This is a genomic window from Methylobacterium sp. Leaf94, from assembly GCF_001426045.1.
Taxonomy (GTDB): Bacteria; Pseudomonadota; Alphaproteobacteria; order Rhizobiales; family Beijerinckiaceae; genus Methylobacterium.
The window spans coordinates 462,107-481,151 of the sequence record NZ_LMRM01000034.1 but is presented as its reverse complement, the minus strand read 5'-3'; the positions used below and the strand labels follow the sequence as shown (position 1 = coordinate 481,151).

20 protein-coding genes are annotated in these 19,045 nt (G+C 68.5%); 5 read left to right on the top strand and 15 right to left on the bottom strand.

Annotated features, from left to right (window positions below):
* Window positions 1–37 precede the first annotated feature (37 nt).
* The 5 genes from larB to ASG63_RS17745 all read right to left on the bottom strand — a co-directional run bounded on the left by larB (window position 38) and on the right by ASG63_RS17745 (window position 4,493).
* The gene (larB, locus tag ASG63_RS17765) at window positions 38–739 is read right to left on the bottom strand and encodes a nickel pincer cofactor biosynthesis protein LarB (RefSeq protein ID WP_056219287.1); all 702 of its coding nucleotides are present in this window, start codon (window positions 737–739) and stop codon (window positions 38–40) included.
* Window positions 736–1,563, bottom strand: a complete 828-nt coding sequence (locus ASG63_RS17760; protein WP_056219284.1) for a hypothetical protein — start codon at window positions 1,561–1,563, stop codon at window positions 736–738. Before ASG63_RS17760 ends, larB begins: the two co-directional genes overlap by 4 nt.
* Entirely contained in the window at window positions 1,560–2,843 is a 1,284-nt protein-coding gene (locus ASG63_RS17755; protein WP_056219281.1) for a LarC family nickel insertion protein, read from the bottom strand. The genes ASG63_RS17760 and ASG63_RS17755 overlap by 4 nt, the downstream gene beginning before the upstream one ends.
* A 109-nt stretch (window positions 2,844–2,952) precedes the next feature.
* Window positions 2,953–3,405, bottom strand: coding sequence for a response regulator (locus ASG63_RS17750; RefSeq protein WP_056219278.1), 453 nt, complete (start codon window positions 3,403–3,405; stop codon window positions 2,953–2,955).
* Entirely contained in the window at window positions 3,402–4,493 is a 1,092-nt protein-coding gene (locus tag ASG63_RS17745) for a sensor histidine kinase (protein ID WP_056219275.1), read from the bottom strand. Before ASG63_RS17745 ends, ASG63_RS17750 begins: the two co-directional genes overlap by 4 nt.
* Before the next feature lie 493 nt (window positions 4,494–4,986).
* Here ASG63_RS17745 and ASG63_RS17740 point away from each other — a divergent pair, with 493 nt between their 5' ends.
* A complete protein-coding gene (locus ASG63_RS17740) occupies window positions 4,987–5,190 on the top strand; it encodes a ribosome modulation factor (RefSeq protein ID WP_056219272.1) in 204 nt (67 codons plus the stop codon).
* An 84-nt stretch (window positions 5,191–5,274) separates the two neighbouring features.
* Here the strand turns inward: ASG63_RS17740 and ASG63_RS17735 are convergent, their stop codons facing one another.
* The gene (locus ASG63_RS17735; RefSeq protein ID WP_244479951.1) at window positions 5,275–6,063 is read right to left on the bottom strand and encodes a Crp/Fnr family transcriptional regulator; all 789 of its coding nucleotides are present in this window, start codon (window positions 6,061–6,063) and stop codon (window positions 5,275–5,277) included.
* 870 nt (window positions 6,064–6,933) lie between these two features.
* On the opposite strand from ASG63_RS17735, the gene ASG63_RS17725 reads away from it, so the two are divergent.
* The gene (locus ASG63_RS17725; RefSeq protein WP_056219264.1) at window positions 6,934–7,407 is read left to right on the top strand and encodes a cupin domain-containing protein; all 474 of its coding nucleotides are present in this window, start codon (window positions 6,934–6,936) and stop codon (window positions 7,405–7,407) included.
* 14 nt (window positions 7,408–7,421) lie between these two features.
* Here ASG63_RS17725 and ASG63_RS17720 read toward each other — a convergent pair whose 3' ends face one another.
* Window positions 7,422–10,877, bottom strand: coding sequence for an SbcC/MukB-like Walker B domain-containing protein (locus tag ASG63_RS17720; protein WP_056219259.1), 3,456 nt, complete (start codon window positions 10,875–10,877; stop codon window positions 7,422–7,424).
* Between the two features lie 379 nt (window positions 10,878–11,256).
* Here ASG63_RS17720 and ASG63_RS26865 point away from each other — a divergent pair, with 379 nt between their 5' ends.
* Window positions 11,257–11,385 (top strand): hypothetical protein, encoded by a 129-nt coding sequence (locus tag ASG63_RS26865; RefSeq protein WP_274534743.1) that lies wholly within the window; start codon window positions 11,257–11,259, stop codon window positions 11,383–11,385.
* A 4-nt stretch (window positions 11,386–11,389) separates the two neighbouring features.
* Here the strand turns inward: ASG63_RS26865 and ASG63_RS17715 are convergent, their stop codons facing one another.
* From ASG63_RS17715 to ASG63_RS17705, 3 genes are all read right to left on the bottom strand, one after another.
* Window positions 11,390–12,025 carry a DUF4194 domain-containing protein gene (locus ASG63_RS17715; protein ID WP_056219257.1) on the bottom strand — a complete coding sequence of 212 codons (636 nt, stop codon included), beginning with the start codon at window positions 12,023–12,025 and terminating at the stop codon, window positions 11,390–11,392.
* Between the two features lie 127 nt (window positions 12,026–12,152).
* Window positions 12,153–12,422 carry a hypothetical protein gene (locus tag ASG63_RS17710; protein WP_056219253.1) on the bottom strand — a complete coding sequence of 90 codons (270 nt, stop codon included), beginning with the start codon at window positions 12,420–12,422 and terminating at the stop codon, window positions 12,153–12,155.
* Window positions 12,423–12,626: 204 nt separating this feature from the next.
* Entirely contained in the window at window positions 12,627–14,015 is a 1,389-nt protein-coding gene (locus tag ASG63_RS17705) for a Wadjet anti-phage system protein JetA family protein (RefSeq protein ID WP_056219250.1), read from the bottom strand.
* Between the two features lie 305 nt (window positions 14,016–14,320).
* Here ASG63_RS17705 and ASG63_RS17700 point away from each other — a divergent pair, with 305 nt between their 5' ends.
* Together ASG63_RS17700 and ASG63_RS17695 are read left to right on the top strand one after the other, a co-directional pair.
* Window positions 14,321–14,815: a PRC-barrel domain-containing protein gene (locus ASG63_RS17700; RefSeq protein ID WP_244479521.1), complete on the top strand. Its 495-nt coding sequence runs from the start codon at window positions 14,321–14,323 to the stop codon at window positions 14,813–14,815.
* Window positions 14,816–14,829: 14 nt separating this feature from the next.
* Window positions 14,830–15,075: a hypothetical protein gene (locus ASG63_RS17695; RefSeq protein WP_244479949.1), complete on the top strand. Its 246-nt coding sequence runs from the start codon at window positions 14,830–14,832 to the stop codon at window positions 15,073–15,075.
* A gap of 201 nt (window positions 15,076–15,276) precedes the next feature.
* Here ASG63_RS17695 and ASG63_RS17690 read toward each other — a convergent pair whose 3' ends face one another.
* From ASG63_RS17690 to ASG63_RS17670, 5 genes are all read right to left on the bottom strand, one after another.
* The gene (locus ASG63_RS17690; RefSeq protein ID WP_056219241.1) at window positions 15,277–15,624 is read right to left on the bottom strand and encodes a hypothetical protein; all 348 of its coding nucleotides are present in this window, start codon (window positions 15,622–15,624) and stop codon (window positions 15,277–15,279) included.
* A 142-nt stretch (window positions 15,625–15,766) separates the two neighbouring features.
* Entirely contained in the window at window positions 15,767–16,537 is a 771-nt protein-coding gene (locus ASG63_RS17685) for a hypothetical protein (protein ID WP_056219238.1), read from the bottom strand.
* Window positions 16,538–16,801: 264 nt separating this feature from the next.
* Window positions 16,802–17,626: a substrate-binding domain-containing protein gene (locus ASG63_RS17680; RefSeq protein WP_056219235.1), complete on the bottom strand. Its 825-nt coding sequence runs from the start codon at window positions 17,624–17,626 to the stop codon at window positions 16,802–16,804.
* The gene (locus ASG63_RS17675) at window positions 17,599–18,315 is read right to left on the bottom strand and encodes an ABC transporter ATP-binding protein (protein WP_056219232.1); all 717 of its coding nucleotides are present in this window, start codon (window positions 18,313–18,315) and stop codon (window positions 17,599–17,601) included. Before ASG63_RS17675 ends, ASG63_RS17680 begins: the two co-directional genes overlap by 28 nt.
* A gap of 4 nt (window positions 18,316–18,319) precedes the next feature.
* Window positions 18,320–19,015: an ABC transporter permease gene (locus tag ASG63_RS17670; RefSeq protein WP_056219229.1), complete on the bottom strand. Its 696-nt coding sequence runs from the start codon at window positions 19,013–19,015 to the stop codon at window positions 18,320–18,322.
* Window positions 19,016–19,045 lie beyond the last annotated feature (30 nt).

Below are 19,045 nucleotides of genomic sequence, written 5' to 3'. Positions count from 1 at the left end.
GGTGTGAAGGGGGATGTTGCGGGATGCGTGCGGCATGTCAGGCCGCCGTCCCCTCGACGCGATTGGCTTCCGAGAGGGTGCGGGCGGCCTGGAGCAGGCGCATCGCCGCGCAGGCGGCCCCGTAGCCGTTGTCGATGTTGACGACGGTGATGCCGGGGGCGCAGCTCGCCAGGATGGCGTCGAGGGCCGTACGGCCGCCCTCGGCCACCCCGTATCCAACGGAGGTCGGCACCGCGATCAGGGCGCTGGCAACGAGGCCGCCGACGACGCTCGGTAGGGCCGCGTCCATGCCGGCGGCCACGATGAGAATCGGATGAGCGCGAATTTCGTCGAGCCGGGTGGTCAAGCGCCAGAGCCCGGCGACCCCGACATCGGCGAAAAGGGTCGTGGCATGCCCTTGATAGGCCAAGGTCCGCACGGCCTCCCGAGCGACCGGAACGTCGGAGGTCCCGGCGGCGACGATGCCGATCCGGGCCGGCCCGGTGAGCGGCCGGGCTCGCCCGAAGATCGCCGTGCGCGACACTGCGCAGTAATCGATCCGGTCCCGGTGATGCCCGGCAAGGGCCGCGTGCTTGTCGGCGTCGAGGCGCGTCAGCAGCAGCGGCGCGCCACGGGCCGCGGCGGCGTCCAGGATCGCGTCGATCTGCACCGGGGACTTGCCGGCCGCGTAGATCGCCTCCTCAAGGCCGATCCGCTCGGGTCGGGCGAAATCGAGGACGAACTCGTCGGAGACGCTCATCGGGCCGCTCCCGTCAGAAAGGCACTGCCGGTGCGGTAGGCCGTGAACCGCACCGGAGTCTCCGGCAGGTTTGCCGGGGCACCCGCGCGGATCTGCGCCGCCAGCGCGGTCTGGCGAGTGCCGTCCAGGGCAGCGAGGCTGACGGGGTCGAGCTCCACCACAATCCCGGCGGCCCGGACGCGGCAGCGCACGGCACGGCGCGGTCCGATCGCCGCCTCGAGGCTGCGACTCACCAGGCCCTCGACGGCGTGGATGAAGGCGAGGGTCTCGGGCTCGATTCGGATCCCGGTCTCGACGCGGCTCGACAGGCAGGGCGCCGCCGGAAGCTCCGCCACCGATCCGAGACCGAGCGCTCGGGCGAGCGATCGCACCGTGGCCTTGTCCAAGCCGGCCTCGACGTAGGGATGGCGGACGCCGTGCTCGCGCGCCGCGTCGAGGCCCGGGCGGTACTCGCCGAGATCGTCGAGGTTGGCGCCCGACACCATAATCCGGTCGGTGACCTGACGAATCGTGCCGTAGAGGTTGGTCTTGCAGAAGAAGCAGCGATTGACCGGATTGGCCCGGTAGTTCGGGTCGGCGAACTCGCCGGCCTCGACCACGCGCAGGGACCAGCCCGCCCGCGCCGCCTCGTTCCGGACCCGCTGCGTCGCCTCGACGGGCACCGCCGGCGAAGCCGCGTGGACCATCAGCGCCCGGTCGGCCCCGAGCAGGCGGTGGGCGGTCTCGGCGAGGGTCAGGCTGTCGACACCGCCGCTGACCGCGACCGCGAGAGGTCCGATCGCCAGGATGACGTCGTTCAGACGTTGCAAGACCTCGGGGCTCATGCCGCGCCTCCCGCCTCGTCATCCGCCCGGAGCGCCAGGCCCTCGGCGGCGCGGCGCAGGCCGGCACGGGTGGCGTGGGTCTCCTGCGCGATTGCGTCGTCGGCCTCCGCCTTGGCGGTGCGTCCACCCGGCCGGTCGACCACCTTCACCCGCACGGGCTGGCCCGCGACCGTGACCGTGTGCATCCGCCGCGGCAGGGCTGCGCCGGAGACGTTACGATGTCGCAGGCCGATCGTGGTGGTTTCGCGGAAGCAGGCCGCGATCGCCTCGTCCAGCGCGCTGGCTCGGGCGAGCGCCCGCACATGGGTCATCATCCGTCCTTTCTTGCCGAAGACCGGCATCTGGACGACGTCGAAGATGTCGGGGTGCCTGCGTAGGCGATCGAGGCCCATGCCGAGGTCCTCCGCCGATTGATCGTCCACCTCGAACTCGATCACGCCGAGGTCGCGGTGCTCGCCGCTCCCGTTCGACGTCGCCGCCTCGTACGCCACCGCGCGCAGGCAGTTGCTCAGGCCCGGCAGGACCTTCGTGCCGAAGCCGATGCCCGACCCCTTCAGGATCCGCGGCGCCGCTGGAAGCGGCGGTGCGATGTCCCGCAGGTAGCGCAGGATCGCGGCCCCCGTCGGGGTGACGCGCTCGCCCGGCACACCGTCGTCCAGGGTCTCGAAGCCCTCGACAAGGAGACTCGTGGCCGGGGCCGGCACGGGCAGCGGCCCGTGCTGGGTCTGGACCCGGCCCGAGCCGAGGGGCAGGGCCGACACGCTCCAGGCCTCCGCATCCAGGGCCGCGATCAGGTGGGCGGCCGCCACGATGTCGGCGATCGAATCCCAGGCGCCGACCTCGTGGAACGCCACCGCCTCGACGGCGATGCCATGAACCCGCGCCTCGGCCTCGGCCAGACGGGTGAAGATACCGATCGCGTGGGCGCTGACGGTGGATTCGAGCGGACAGGCCTGCAGGTCCGCGCGAATCTGCGACCAGTGGCGATGCCCGTGACCGGCTCCGCCGGCGGGATCGTGTCGGTGGCCATGCTCGTGCGCGTGATGGCGATGCGTGTGACCGGGAGCGACGCCGTCCCGATGCTCCGCACTGCGCGCCACGACGAAGCGGCGCCCGGCGAGGATGCCGTCGTTGTGTCCGACGAGTTCGCACGAGACCCCCGGCAAGGCGGCTCGGATGCTCCCCAGCACGCCGGCTTCCCGGTCGGGAAAGAGATCGAGAAGGGCGGCGGCGAACATGTCGCCGGCGACGCCGCCAAGGGCGTCCAGATGAATCTGCATGCGCGTCGTGTTCGTTGTCCCGTCACCGCGAGGAGCGAACGCGACATCGTTCGGAAAGGTCCGGCGGCAAGCGCCTCGGCCCGGAGACCGAAGGCCGCAGCGACGGTGCTCAGTCCGCCCGGATCTGGAGCGGGCCGACGATCTTCGCCCAGAACGAGCACCCGCACGGCAGCGGCTGCACGGTCCCTGCGGAGGACGGGGTTTCGCAGGTAAGCAGGTGCCGGAGCAGCCGCTCCATCTGAGCCACCTGATAGGGCTTCTGCATCACCGGGATGGCCTGGTAGGCGGGCTCAATGCCGGAGAGACCGTAGCCCGTCGCGAAGATGAAGGGGATGCCGCGTTCGAACAGGGCGTCGGCCACGGGATAGCTGCAGGTTTCCCCGAGATTCACGTCGAGGATCGCCATGTCGAGGTCCGCCCTGCGGGCCAAGTCGATCGCCTTGTCGAGGCGCATGGCGACCTCGACCTCACAGCCCAGATCGAGGAGCATGTCCTCGCCGAGCATGGCAACAAGGCTCTCGTCTTCCACCAGTAGAACGCGCCGTCCCTGAAGGCCGCTCATCGGGCGGTCCGTCCGGTCACCCGTTCCTGCCCATGCCACCCGAGGGCGGTCAGCGGGATCCAGAGACGGCAGGTCACGCCTGTCGGCACGAAGGTCAGGTCCGCGCTGCCATCGAATTCCATCGGCAGTTGGCGCTCAATGAGCCGGCTGCCAAATCCCTTCCGCGTGGGCTCCGCGACCGGCGGCCCGCCCGTCTCGGTCCAGACGAGTTCGAGGCGCTCGCCCGACTCCCCCGGCTCCAGGGTCCAGGATACGCCGACCCGGCCTTCCGGGACGGACAGCGCGCCGTACTTGGCCGCGTTCGTCATGAGCTCGTGCAGCGCCATCGCGAGGGTTACGGCGACCTTCGGATGCAGGCGGGTGTCCGGGCCGACGAGGTCGAAGCGCGCCGTATCGACCTCGGCCAGAGCATGCGGTGCCAGGGCGCCCTCGACGACGCTGCGCAGGCTCGCGCTCTCCCAGTTCTCGGCCGTAAGCACGTTGTGCGTGTTCGACAGAGCGACCATCCGCGCATCAAAGGTCTGGCGCACGGCGGCGTCGGTGTTGCCCCTGAAAGTCTGCGCAGCGATCGACTGAACGGTCGCCAGCGTATTCTTGACCCGGTGGTTGAGCTCGTTGGTGAGCAGGCGCTGACGCTCGGCGGCCGCCTTCTCCTCGGTGATGTCACGCACCTCGATGATCGTGCCGATGATGCGGGTTTCGTCGTCGCGGATGGGACTGGCGGTGAATCCGACCGGGTAGAAATGTCCGTCCTTATGAACGAACACCTCCTCGCCGCGCTCCTGGTTGTTCTCCGGAAAGGCGCGGTCGATGGCGCATTCCGCGAGCGGGAACGGGCGGCCATCCGGGTAGGTGTGATGGACAATGTCGTGCAGCGGGCAATCGCGCGCGAGCACCTCGGTCAGGCTGAAACCGGTGAGCAGTTCGGCGGCACGGTTCATGTAGACGCAGTGCTGGCGGTCATCCATCAGGAAGATGGCCACCGAGGCATTGTTCAGGACCGCGTTGAGTCGCCGCTCCGTTTCGTACAGCTGCGAACCGCGCCGCAGGGTCGTCAAGGTGGTCGTAGTCGTATCGAACGTCTGCATCGGTCCAAAACTCGGCACGAACGATCGTTTCCCGGAACGGACAGCGATGCCGCTGGCCAGTGAACAACGAAAAGGCGGTGCAGGGTCATCCATCGGCCAGGGCCGACACACTGCAGGCACAGGTCTAACGTCAGCGCCTATCGCAATCCATGGTCCGCGCAATGGTTCCGACGCCTTCGCCGTCATGCTCGACAGCGGGTGAGCGACGCGCCGACGGGCGTGGGATAGGGAGGCGTCACGCGGCAGAATCCGCGATGGACACGGCTTCGAGCTGCTTCGCAACCCCTACGCGGTCGAGGATCTATTCCGGAACCTCCGACGCGCGGTGGCGCATGCCGCGAATCATCGGCGCCACGGGTGAGAGCGCGCTCGTGATCGGACGCGGATGAACCGGAGCGACCGGCTCCGGGTTGACTCGCAACAGAGCCGTGCGAACGACGAACGCCATGGGACGTCCCCCCCGGCGTGCGGCCCAACCATCAGGATACGAAAAATGAGCGACGGTGCGACCGCCAGCGACAGCCCCTTCATCAAGGGCCGCAATGCCCGCCTCTACGGCAGGCAGCGCGAAAGTTGCCCCTATGCCGAGGGAAGCGAGGACCGAGCCGCCTGGATGCAGGCGTTCGACGAGGCCTCCGACGATCGTCCGGAAAGCGAAACCGGTACGATCGATCCCCAATCGTCCGTCAAAGCCTGAGCCGGGCCTATCACCCGGTGCTCTAAGAACCGGCGGCTCGGCACCCGAGCCTCGAACCGAGGCAGACCGACGCCTCGGTTCGAGTCATCCATCCAGACTCCGGCGACCGAGTTGCAGGTAGCTCGGGTTGAATTCGGCCAATTCGCTGAGGGTGGCCCAGTCTAGGATGGTCAGCCGCTTGCCGGACAAGGCGATGAGCCGCTGGCGGCGCAGGGCCTGCAGGGAACGGTTGACGTGCACGTTCGACAACCCGACGGTGACAGCGATGTCGTTCTGCGTGAACGGTAGTTCGTAGGTCATCCCCCGAGTCAGTCCCACCGCGTTGAGGCGCAGGTGCAGTTCGCAGAACAGATGCGCGATGCGCTCGACGGCCGTCCGGCATCCGATGTTGACAATCCACTCGCGGAGCGTGGCCTCGTTGACGAGGATGCTCATCCGGAGGGCCTGCCGGATGGCCGGGTGTTGCCGCAGGATCGCCTGCAGGGCATCCGCGTTCACGCGCGCCACACGGCAGGGTGAGAGCGTGCTCACGGCGTGATCCATCCGATTGATGAGGCCGGCCTCCAGGTTGCAATGGTCACCGGGCACCAGGAAGGCGGTGATCTGCCGTGCACCGTTCTGACGGAACTGGTTGCGACAGGCGAACCCCTTCACCACGATCAGAACGCCGTCGGCGGGCTCTCCCTCGCGCAGGATGTCGGTATGAGCGGGGTAGTCCCGCGCGGTTGTCGCCAGACGTGACAGCGCATTCCGATCCTCCGTCGACAAGTCCTGGAACGCTTCGAGCTTCTGTATCAGCGCAGACGCGGGCGACTCCATCATGGGGACGAGGACGCGATCGCCGGACGTTTGACTGCTGAGGGCCTGTCCCATGTCACACACTCCCGATCGCAAATTCGTCGTGGGCCCTCACGACGTCCCAGGGGATCGTGGGCTTCGCGAGCCAAGCCGCGCCGCCGAAGCCCCGCGTGATCGGATCCTCGCGATGGCAGGTCGTTGGCAGAACGAAGGTCACACTGTGCCTGCGGAAACACCGAAAGGGCCTTGAGCGGTCGCCATCCTGGCGCCGTGGCTCGATGACGGGCGGATCGACGCGTTGGCGCCTCCGAAGCGCCTCGGTCGCCGCCGCCGTCGTCAGCGGGCCGGCAACGCGAGAATCGGCCTTCCGGAGGATTTCGTACAAGTCGAGGGGGAGAATCGTGTCGCTTTCGGCGACCGGCCCCCGTGATGTTCCGGCTTCTTCCATCACTCGACCCTGTTTTTGAGACGGAGCCAGATCCCAGCAGACCCGGAACACAAGTAAGCCCCTTATCCATTATCGATGCAAGTGCAGTATCGATGCAAGTGCAGTTACCGATTTCGATCCGCAAGATTCCATGCGTCAACTGTGTGTGCGATACGAACCAATCATTTGTTAGACGCAGAGATCTGTCCAAAATCTGTTACACGTGAAGGTGTCGCACCGACGTGATGGATCAGCCATCGGATATGCAACTTGGGATAGATGCACAACCGTGGCTGTTCCGTGGGCCGGAAATTCAGCGACCGCCATCGCTCCGCGCCATGGCGCTCACCGGCAAATCATCCGCCAGTATCAACGAAAAACGACATGTTGGTTTATGCATCCTGTACTTAAGGATCTATTCAGTCTTCTGTTCAAATCAATCGCCGAAAGTCGATGATTGCATTGCGGTTCTCATGCGGACCCATGACTTTCGGTCGGAGAGGGTCGGAGGATCTCGAATGGAAATTGCACGCCTGCTTCACACCTTCGCGGGTCCTGTGATGGCCCTCGTCGGCACGCTGCCGTCGTGGCGGCGGCCCGCCGCACCTCCCCCGGTGCTGGAGGGACCGGTCGAGCGGACCTACGACTTCCCGGCGCTTCAGCCGCGGGAATCCGCGTATTGGCCTGAGCGCTCACACATCCTGTCGGGCAAGCCGGAGCAGACGGCGACCTACGTCTACAGAAGCCCCGACGGCCTGTTCGCCGCCGGCATCTGGACCTGCCAGCCCGGCAAGTTCCGCATCGACTTCGGCCGGGCGGAGTTCATCCAACTGATCGCGGGCGTGGTGACGGTGACGGACGCGGAGGGCGTCGCGAAGACCTACCGGGCCGGCGATGCCTTCGTCACGCCGGCGGGCTTCTCCGGCACCTGGGACGTGATCGAACCGGTCAAGAAGCACTTCACCTGGTACGGTCCCGAGCCGGTCTGGTAGGGCGGCCTCGCGCCCTACTCGGCGGCGTCGGTGATCCGGAAGCCTTCGATGCCCTGGCGCTCGGGATTGATCGCCGCCAGGGCGCGCTTGGCAGCTTCCAGGGGGTGTTCGGCCTCGATTCGCACGGAGGAGAGATCCGGGCTCTTGTAGACGGTAACGATGGTGTCCATCACCTCGGTCAAGGTCGTCCGCTTGTCTTCCGGGGCCGCGATCAGCAGTTGCAGCCCCCACGCCTGATAGAGATCGACCAGGGCCTGACTGTTGCGTACGTCGAGCTTGGAGAACGCCTCGTCGAGAAGGCAGAGGCCGAGGCCGGGGTTCTCGTCGCCGGGTCGGTCGCCCGGATAATACGCCGAGGCGAGCGACGCCGCGATGGCGACGTAGAAGGGCGCCTGCGCTTCGCCGCCCGAACCTCGCAGCGCGCGGTTCGACATCGTGGTGCGGTTTCCCGCCCGATCCCGCATACCGATCTCGTAGACGAAGTAGTTCCGGTAGTCCGCGAGGCGCGCGGCGCTCTCCTCACCGGCGATCAGGGCGGTGATCTCGTCGATCGCCGCCGCGAGCGGACCATCGGGAATCGCGCCGCCCTCGTCCGGCAGGATCGCCTGGGCCGCATCCGGCGAGCGGGCGACCTCTGTCGCCAGGGCATGGACGGCGGCGTAGCGCCGATCCACCTCGGCCTCGAAGGCATAGGTCTGCCCCGTGAAGGTCTGGCTCGACAGGCGCTCGTTGAGGGCCTCAAGCCGGGCGCGTACGCGCTCGAACTTGTCCGCGAGCCGGGTCAACAGGTCTTCGATCATCAGGCGGCGCATCTCGCTCTCCGCCCGCCGCGCCTGGTCCCGGTAGCGCCGCAGTTCGTGGCTCGCCACCTCGTCATGGGCCCGCTTCGCCCAGCCGTAGCCGAAGGAGGCCGGCACGTCGCCCGCCCCCAGCGGATTTTCCACCCGCCACTGCACGCAGTACTCGGCGACGTCGCGCTCGGCCGCCCTGCCCTGCGTTCGCGCCGTCTCCGCCGCTTCACGGGCTCGCGCACGCCCGGTATTGGCATGGCTCGCCAGCGCCTTGGCGTCGAGATCCGCACGCTCAGCACGCAGCGTCGCGAGCGCCTTCGGGTCGAAGGCGTCCGGACGCACGAGCCGGATGCGCATGCTGTCGCCGCCTGCCCAGCGCTGATACGCGGTCCGGCGCGCCTGGAGCGCAGCACGGGCGGCCTCGCGGCTCGCCGCAACCTTGGCCTTCAGGCCGGCCTCCTCGCCCAGCAGCAGGTCTCGCTTCGGCTCCAGCACCTGGACGAGCTCGGTGAGATAGGCCGAACGCTCCTTGGCGAGCTCCGCGAGCTCGGCCTCCAGGACGCCGGTCTCGGCCCGCTCGACGCTCTCCCGCTCCGTGGTCAGGCTGCGGCGTCGGCCCTCGATCGCGTCCGCCTCGGCGCGCAATTCAGCGAGATCCAGGTTCGTTTCGGACAGGCGGCGCGCGAGGGCGGCCCCGATCCGGGCCGCTTCCCGCAGGACATCGGCCTCTGCCCGGGCTCGGCGCGCCTCGGAGACCGCTTGCTCCCAATCCTGGTGGCTCTCTGCGGTCGGACCCCGGTGGCCCCGGGTCATCATGAGCTGGACCGGGCGCACCACCGAATAAGCCATGCCCGAGGTCGAGCGCCCGCTCGGGGCCACGGCCCGGCTCATATGCGCGAGGGCCGCGTCGTTCGGGGCGAGATCGTAGCCGCCGAGGCGCGCCCCGAGGAAGGCCTGCGCGTGGGGATCGGCCGTCTCGATCAGGGCGAGCGGACCCTCGTCGTCGCGCCCGCCGCGCCGCCGGGCCGTATCGGTCGTCTTTACGAGGAGACAGCGGTAGAACTGGCTCTTGCGCGCTTCGAGATGCGCGAACGCTTCGTTGAGGCGGTCCGGTTGCACGACCAGCGCCTCGCGGGCGCCGCCAAGGAGGCCCTCGAGGGCCTGCCCCCATTTTGGATCGATGATCTCGGCCAGCTCGCAGATCGGTGTCGCCACGATGCCGAGGCGGGACAGCTCTTCGCGGAACGCCGCCACGTCCGAGGACAGACGCGGCGCCGCCCCCCTCCCCGCGCTCGGTGCCGGCGCGCGGGACTGCGCCTCGTTCTCCAGGGCGCGGGCGCGCAGCGCCGCGTCCTCCGCCGCCCGCTCGAGGGGTGCGGCGATCGGGGGCATCTCAGCCAGTCCGGCGAGCAACGCGGCGAGCGATCCGTCGGACCGCAGCGTTTCCTCGGGATTGGCCTCGCGTCGAAGACCCGATCGGGCGCAGGCCTCCACCGAGCGGGCGGCTTCGGGCGAGACCGTGCGAATCGTGCCGAGGATCACCGCGAGCTTGCCGGTGTCGAGGACGATTCCGACCAGTTCGGCGACCCGGGCGGCCAGGTCCCGTCGGTCGCGGGCCAGCATGGCGAGGCCGGCGTTCGAGGCGGCGAGGCGCCCCTCGGCGGCGGTGCCGGCGAGCAGCGCCTTCTTACCCGCGATCTCGCCGTCGATTTCGCGCACGAAGCCCTGGCTGGTGGCGACGCTCTCGCGCGTGATGCGCAGGCGCTCGGCGACGTCCTTGAGGGTCTGGCGGGCGGTCACGGTGTCGATGATGCGCCGACGCAGGTCCGCATCAGCGGCGCGCAGGTCTCCGAGAACCGAGGCGAGGCTCGCCTCGGCCCAGGTCTCGTAGCGCCCGACGATCCGGGCGAGGTGGGCGAGGCGCCGCTCCAACTCGTCGATGGTCTCGAGGAGGCGCCGCCAGGTCTCCACCGATTGCCGGATGCGGGCGACGTCCAGGGGCTCGGGTTCGAGCACGAAGGACCGGACGAAGGCCGACGAATCGAAGATCGGCTTGAACGCCACGGCGTTGGAGAAGGTGCGCAGGAAGTGGCGCGGCTCCGGCACCGCCGCGCCCTCGCGAAGGTTTCCGAGGAGTTCAGCGGTGAAGCGCTCGCCGGACGCTCGGTACTCGTCAAAGGTGGTCCCGCGGGTGCGCAGGTCCTTGGCGATCTCGGCCCAGGGCGCGACGAAGCTTCCGCCCGGCGTCTCACGGACGTAGTCGGCGATTTCGAAGCGGTGGCCGACATGGACGAAGCGGGACAGGGTCGTCTCGCGGCTGTCTTCCGCCCGGGCCGCCAGGGCGAGCCCGGCGGAGACGACGCGCCCCGTGGTCTCGTTCTCGAAGACCAGGACGATCAGTGTCTCGCAGGCTTCACGGGTGGGGCGTCCGCCCTCGGCCGGATCGCTGATCCAGCCGAGGCAGTAATCCCGCACGGTCCGGGCGCTGCGTCCCGAGGCCGAAGCGTTGAGGGCGAGGCGGCTGGCATTGTTGCCCGCCAGCACCGTGCCGACCGCATCGAAGATGGTCGACTTGCCGGCCCCCGTAGGTCCCACCAGCGCAGCCGCGCCCCGGATCCGAATCTGCTCGCGGCGGATCAGGTACCAGTTCGAGAGGACAATATCGGTAAGGCGGTACACGGCCGGCGCTGACGATCCCGAGTTCGAGAAGACACCCCTCGCATGAACGCTGAGCGCCCGGGATGCAAGCCGGCGGGGCCGCCGGCCTGGGGACGCGGCACCGCTGGGCGAGAGTCGGGACGATCCCACGCTCCCCGCGCCGCGTCGCGTCGTGGGTGACCGCGGAGTTGGGACTGGCGAGGGAGGCGATTAATGCGGCAATCTCCTCCAAGGCGATGTTGCGCTGACTCAGCGAGAGAGGGCGGTGGACCCGGAAGAACCCGGCGTCCATGACATCGGCCGGCGCCGTTGGGTCCTCCGAGCGGATCGTCGTTACCGCTTGATCGCGCCTGTTCCGGGCGCATCCCGCGATGGTCGCGCCGCCGGGCGACCGGAACCGATGCTCGAAGGCTGGAAGCCAGGGGATTGCGAGGACAAGAACGCCCTCGACGCGGTGGGCGATCGACTCTCACCGCGGATGCGCAGCCTCCTCGATTTCCTCGGCAAGCGCGTGCGGATCGACGCCTGAGACCTCACGCCTCCTCGTCGCCGCGCGCAGCCCCCCAGGCTCGGACCTGATCCATCCAGGCGTCCGGCGACAACACCGCGATCCCGGGCATCACCATCAAGGGTGTGATCTTCTCGACCTTGTCGCGTTCGCCGAGGCGCAGGGCCCCCTTGCGCGCGAACAGACGGAGGATCTCGGTGAGTCGAGCCTCTTCCGGCGGATCGCTACGCGTAGCGGTGCGGATCGATTCGACGATGTCGTCGGTCGTGCATTCCACGACACCCTCGGTGGTCACCCGGTGGGCACGCAGGCCTTCCTCGTAGGCGAGACGCAGGGCGAGCAAGACCAGAGTCTCGTCCTTGCGCAGGCGCTCGGCCTGGGCATCGTGACGGACGCCCTCGGGCGGAACCCGCAGGCACACCATCTGATCGCGATGCATCACGTCGAACTGGTAGCCGAGGCACGCGAAGTAGGCTTGGAAGAAGGGCGCGTAGTGCCGTGCGAGCTCATAGGAGCGCCCGATGCCCGGTGTTCCGGCATAGACGCATTGGCTCTTCAGGAGGACCTGAAGCGCCCGGGTCAACTCCTCTTCCGAAGGCGCGCGGGCTCCGGGCGGCGGCAAGTCCTCACCGTCGACGATGGCGCGAAACGATTCGAGCATGGCTGGCCTCGCGGTCGCGGGATCTGCCCGCGCCGGCCGGTGTCTCTAGCGCCTCGCGGCGACGCGCGCCAACGGTCGTGGCCGCGAGCGGGTCCGCGAGAGTGCGACGCCAGTTCCGCGATGTCGCTCAGGCCGCGACGGCCGGCGTCGCACGGAAGAGCGAGAGGCAGGCCGTGTCGCGGTGCATGCTGAGGATCGAAGCGCGGTCGAGCGAGGGATTCGCCGCGAGAACGCGCTGGACCTCGGAAACGATCGCCTCGTAGCGGGCCGGATCGTAGTTCGGTTCCAGCGGGCTGACCGCAATGTAGGTCTCGACCACCAGGACCCGCTCACAGCGCTCCCGGCCGACTTCCGCGGCAATCCAGGCGGACTTGATCAGGCATTTGGCGCTGGTCATGGACGAACGCTCCCGCAGTCTTCTCGAATTTCGTGTCGCATCGCGCGAATAAAGTCCAGCGGAGCATGAACCCGTCACAGTAGTTTGCCAAGGCCCGGGATTAAACCGGGATCGTCAATTCAACCGTTCGCGACGAACGCCGTCGCGCAGAGAATTCGGCCGTGAAGGCAGCATAGCCGCGACCGGACTCGGACGGCCCCGGATCTAGCGGCGCAGCGTCGGCGCCCGCTCCAGCAGGAAGTCCGGGCAATCGAGCCAGCCATTCGACACCCGACCCTCCATCCGCGAAAGCCGATAGCGGCCGCGCAGGCTCCCGTCGAACAGGACGTCGATCTCCCGCAGGCGCTGGAACACGACGAAATCGTCGACGTCGGCGATCCGGATCTGGGAGCCCCGGATGGTGCGCTCCGGCCCGAGCCGTGCCTCGATAAAGGCCACGATCCGCTCGGGCGTGACCGCGACGCGCTCCCGGAACGCGTCCTTGGCGGCGATGAAGGCTTCGATGACGGGATCGATCTCGATCTCGGGCAACGGCTCGGATTCGATCGCCGCCCGGCGCAGGCGCGGTGCGTAACAATGCGGCTCGCCGATCGGGGGACGGAACAGCGAGACCTGGGGATCGGGCAGGCCGGCGAGGTCGTCATCGCCACCAGCCACCGCGCGCAGGGCCGCGGCCGTGCGCTCGATCCGGTCGGAATCCCGATGGTCCAGGTAGCGCAGCGTGGCGGCGATCCGGCGCTCGAGCCGGGCGACGATGTCGGCGACCACGTCGAGGTGGCGATCGAGACCCTCGAAGATCGCCAGGATCTCGGCCAGATCGCCGCGGACGGCGCGCTCGGCCGTCTCCCGGTCGGGCGCCCGCCCCTCCCGGAGACCCGCATCGGTCAGGGCGCGCAGGGTGAGGGGATCGCGCAGGGCACGGCCGGCCTCGCGCACGATTCCCGACCGGAAGCGGAAAGGATTGAAGCGGGTGTGCAGCGTCCGGTAGTCGCTGACGAGGTGCCGCGCGACGAACTCCTCGAAGTAGAGGCGCAGGGCGACGCCCTGATCCGCCTCGCGCAGGATGCGCTCCTCGCTCTTGCGCATCGATCCAGCAAGGCTGCGCAGATGACTGAGGAAGGTACGGGCCGACTTGGCCGCGTTGACCAGGGCCTCGGACCTCTCGGCGGGGTTGGCGATCGCGCTTTCCAGGCTGCCCAGCACGTCGAGGACGGCACCGCCGTAGGAGCGCCGCTCGCCCCTGTCGAGCCGCGCCAGTTCCTCGATGACCATCCGGGCCTCGGGGTCGAACTCGACCACCGGAACATAGCGCTCCCGCCGCTCCACCAGCCAGCCGGCATCGAGAAGGCGGCGATAGACGACCGAGCGGCGCTCGCTCGGTTCCACCGTGCCGGAGGCGTCGTCGTCGATCTCCCGGTCCACGAATTCGGCGGCGAAGTCACCGATCGCCGTCAGAAGTTCGCTCTTGCGCAGGGGTTCGGCGGTGTCCCCGAAGACCCGACCGTGCAGGTGCAGCAGGAGCGCCGCATTGAAGGCCCGGCTCGGCGAGGCGAGCGGCTTGAACAGGTCGTCGGAGAGGTGTGTGAATAGCATGGCGAAGCCGGCAGAGATCAGCCCTGCCCGGCGCGGAGAGTCAAATCGCCGGAGGGGTTGCGCGCGGATCGCCCTGAACTCAGGACGTGAACCGCGCGTTGTCCACCGGTCGTTCGCGTTCTGCGAAGCCAGTTGTTTTCGTGGAGTTTGCGATGTCTGTCCGCCGCCGGAGCACCTTGCTCCTCGCCCTGTCCGTTCTCGCTCTGCCGCTGGCGTCCGGGGGGCCGGTCCATGCACAACCGGCCTCGGACGGAACCGGCGCCGGGTTTGCCCAGCCGCAGCCGGGGGCGATGCGGGGATCCAAGATGATCGGCCTTCCGGTGGTGGGCATGGACCATGTGCGGGTCGGATCGATCGAGGACGTTCTCATCGGCGACGCCGGGAAGGTCGAGGCGGTGGTGATCGGCGTCGGCGGCTTCCTCGGAATCGGCGAGAAGCTGGTGGCAATTCCCTACCACTCGCTCGCGTGGAACATGAAGGACGTTCCCCTCACGCGTGGGCCGACCTCGGTGGTCACACCCGAGACGAAGCCCAGCACCGAGGCCGCAGCCCGCGTGCAGCCCGAGACCATGCCGGGGGCCGACACGACGCGCGAGGTCCTGGGCGCCGTCCAGAACAAGCACACCGATCAGGTCACGGCGACCACCGGCACGGTCGACGAAAACCGGAAGGCGCCCGCCGATCGCGCCACAGTGCTGGCCGGCGGTGTGCCCGTCGAGGCCGAGATCCGCATGACCAAGGCACAGCTCAACGCGGCGCCGGCCTTCCAGTACGGAGCGGCCCGCCAGGCCGACAAGTAGCCTTGGAGACCACGATGACGATGACCCGAACTCTCACCACGAGTGCCTTCCTGTGGACGGCAACGATCGGAAGTGCGCTCGCCCAGCAGACCAATCCGGCCCCACCGATCCCGGAGACGGGACCCGCCGGCTCGAATTCCGCCGCCGCCAACGCGGCGGCGACGGATTTCAACTGGATCTGGCTGAGCCTCGTCATCGCGGTCGTCGCGCTGGCAGTCTGGTACGTCGCCCGGCGCCGGCAATCGGGAAACATCCGCTGAGAGCACAACGCCCGTCGATCCGATCGGCAATTCGTGAACGCCGTTTCCACGAGAGGGCAACGGCGTTCATCGAACCGACAGCTCACGACGCAGATGCTCTGCCCATTCAGCCGGGCCCGAGGGGCTCAGAAATCGGACGAGGTTCACCACATGACCCAATCCAAATTCACCCTCGCCACCTTATCACTTTTTCTCTCAGCCTCAGCGGTGCTGCCGGCCCTTGCGCAGTCTGACGCAGCGATTCAGCGCCGCGACAACGGGCGAGCGGCTGCGGAGCGCCGCGATCTGAACCGCGCTGAGCAATCGAGCGCCGATGATCGCAGGTCCGTCGGGACGGACCGGGCCAGGGAATATCATGATGGCGCAGTCTTGCGCCGAGACGAACGGCGCGGAGACCGAGCCGCCATCGCGCGGGATCAGGCGGCCGTCAACCAGGACGGGGCAGGTCTGCGCAGAGACAATCACGCTGCGGCTGTCGGTCGGAGTGCCGTGAACCGAGATCGTGCCAGGGCCGATCACGGCGCCGCCGTCGTCCGTCGCGATCGGCACTGATTAGATGAGAGCGCCGGGCAATCGCAGGATTGCCCGGCAGATCGATCCGGGAAACCGTCCTGCGGCACCGTTCGGACCGCAGGCGTGACGAGGTGCGGCCCGGAGGACTCGTCGTTCGTACGAGCGGCGGGTCCAGCGACTACTCAGCGACGCCTTCCACGACGTTCACGAAGGGCGCGCTCAGGCCCTCACACCCGGGGCACCACGGCGAGCGGTAGAGGCCGTAGGCGAAGAAGCACCCGGCGAAGTTGGCGTAGCCCGTCGGGCCGGCGTAATCGACGATGAGCTTGTCATCGACTCTCACCTTCAGCAGGCCCTCGCCGCCGGCCCCATCCGCGAAGTCAATGGCGACCGCATAGGAGCGATCCCGCTGCAACGGGACGACGGCCTCCGGTCCCAGATCGACGTGGCGGCCTTGTTCCTGAGATCCGGCCGTGGGGAAGGTGGCGAGATCGACGTAGAGGACTTCCTCCCGAGCGTGAGGGGCCTGCGGCCTGACCCCGATCGAGAAGGGCGGATTTCGCCAGCGCTCGCCCGGGCTCGGGCGTGCGTTGTATTGGCTGACGATGCACCAATCGTGCGTCATCAGCAGGCCCGGGAGAACGTTGATCGTGAAACTGGCCCGCATCGTTTTTCCGGGTGGATGAACATCGCGTCGACTTGCGTCGAAGACCGCCATCGCCCGGGCCGGCGCGTCCCGCAGCCGGCCCGCGTAATGACGCGCTTCATTCGCGGAAAGGTCACCCTTCTGGATGCTGAAGGTTCGCACCCTTCGGCCATCAGACAACTCGTCTCTGCACGCCCCTCGGGTGACAGGGAGGTCGAACCGCCATGCCGGCAGGATGAACCGGACCCCGTGACCGTCTTCCAGGATCTCCTCGCCGTCGGTGTGCTCGATGAACTCGGTCATGATTCACCGATAGGCCCTGGAGCGAGATGGCAGCAAGGCACTCGACGTGGCGCCGTCCACATGCCCGCATCGCATCCCGATCAGTGTCAGGGCGCGCATCCTGCGCGACGCATTCTCGACGCGCATCGCCGCAGCCGGCAGGCTTGCGGGAGCCGACGTCACCCGTCTCGAAGAAAAGATCGATGAACGATTGCCCCGCCCGGAGGGCAGCTCGACCCGACGCTTTCCCCGATGATCCGGCTTCCCCGTACGAAAGCTTCGGCCCTACTTGCTCGCGTTGGGGAAGAACAGCTCCTTGCCCTCGATCTTGTAGCTCGCGATCGCCGCCTGCCCCTCTTGTGAGATCAGCCAGTAGATGAAGGCTTGGCCCTCCTTCGCCTTCACGTTCGGATGCTTGGCCGGGTTCACCAGCATCACCCCATAGGGATTGAACAGGCGCTTGTCGCCCTCGACGAGAATGGTGAGATCGCCGCGATTCTTGAACGCGAGCCAGGTCCCGCGGTCGGCCAGGAGGTAAGCGTTCAGGGCCGAAGCGGTATTGAGGGCCGGTCCCATGCCCTGGCCGATGTCGCGGTACCAGTCGCCCTTGATGTCCGCGAGATCGACGCCGGCTTCCTTCCAGGTCCGCAACTCGGCACTGTGGGTGCCGGACCGGTCGCCGCGCGAGACGAACGGAGCCTTGGCCACCGCGAGCTTGCCGAAAGCCGCGACCGCGTCGCCCCCACGGACACCGGCCGGGTCGGATTTCGGTCCGATCAGGACGAAGTCGTTGTACATCACGTCCCAGCGCTTCGTGGCGAAGCCCTCGGCCAAGAACTTCTCCTCGGCCGGGCGATCGTGCACCAGAACCACGTCGGCATCGCCCCGGCGGGCCGCGTCGAGGGCCTGTCCGGTGCCGAGGGCCACGACCTTCACGGCGATGCCGGACTTCGCCTCGAAGACCGGCAGCAGGTGCTTGAACAGGCCCGATTGCTCGGTGGACGTGGTGGAGGCAACGACGATGGAAGCCGGTTCGGCTCGGACGCCGGATGCGGCACCGAGCGCGAACAGGAAGCCGAAGGTCAGGAGGCCGCGGCGAAGGATGTCCAAGGAAGTTCTCCGGTGATGTAGGCCCGCGTTTCGGGGGCCCGGGGCGAGGTGAGAAGCGTGCGGGTCGGACCCTGCTCGACGGCCCGCCCTCGGGCGAGCACGACGACGTCGGCGGCGAGCCGCGTGACCTGTCCGAGATTGTGGGAGACGAGCACCACCTTCGTGCCCTGCCGGGCGATCTCGGCGATCAGGCCCTCGACGAGTTCGGTGGCGCCCGGATCGAGATTGGCAGTTGGCTCGTCGGCGAGGAGGAGATCGGGTTCGACCGCCCAGGCCCGCGCGAGGGCGAGGCGCTGCTGCTCGCCGCCGGAGAGGCGGGTCGCCGGCGCCGAAGCCCGGTCGCCGAGGCCGACGCGCGCCAGGGCAGCGTGGGCGCGCCGCGTCCGCTCGGTCCGCGACAGGCCGAGGGGCGTCAGCGCGAGGGCGACATTGGCGAGCGCGCTGGCCCGCAGGAGAGCCGGGCGCTGGAAGACGAAGGCGCGCCGCAAAGGGCCGGCGCCGACGATCCGCACCGACCCGGCATCGGGTGCGAGCAGGCCGTCGATGACGCGCAGCGTGGCGCTCTTGCCGGCGCCGTTCGGCCCGATCAGCGCCGTGATGCCGGCGGCGGAAATCCGGGCGCTCAGGCCATCCAGGATGGTGGTGCCGTTCCGGGCGAGCGCGAGGTCGCTGAGTTCGATCGCGGGCATCGGCTCAGCCGTAGGCGCGCGCGGCGTGGGCGCGCAGGGTCGCCGCCAACAGGTTGATCAGGATGACGAGCCCGATCAGCACCAGCCCGAGCGCGAGGGCCAGACTGAGGTCGCCCTTCTGGGTCTCCAGAGAGATCGCCGTGGTCATCGTGCGGGTGTGACCATCGATGTTGCCCCCGACCACGAGGACGGCGCCGATCTCCGAGATCGCGCGCCCGAAGGCGGCCAGGGCCGTCGTCACGAGGGAGAAGCGCGTATCGTGGATCAGCGCGAGCGCCCGGCGCGGGGCCGACAGTCCGAGCGAACGCAGTTGCTCACCGAGATGCGCCTCGGCATCGGCGACCACCTGCCGAGTGAGCGCCGCGACGAGGGGCGTCGCCAGTACGGCCTGGGCCGCCACCATCGCGCCCGGGGTAAACAGGAGACCGAGCGACCCCAGCGGGCCGGAGCGCGACAGCACGAGGTAGAGCACCAACCCGACGATCACCGGGGGGAGCCCCATGAAGGCGTTCAGCAGCCCGACCAGGACCGATCGCCCCGGAAACATGGCGACCGCCAGAAGGGCCCCCACTGGGATCCCGATGCCGAGCCCGATGCCCACGGCGGTGAGGCTGACACGCAGGGAAAGCCACGCGATCACGAGGACATCGCGGTCGAGGGTCACCAGACGCGAGATCGTCTCCTGAAAGGTCTGAAGCATCGTCACCGGGCTGCACGGGGCCTCGCGGGA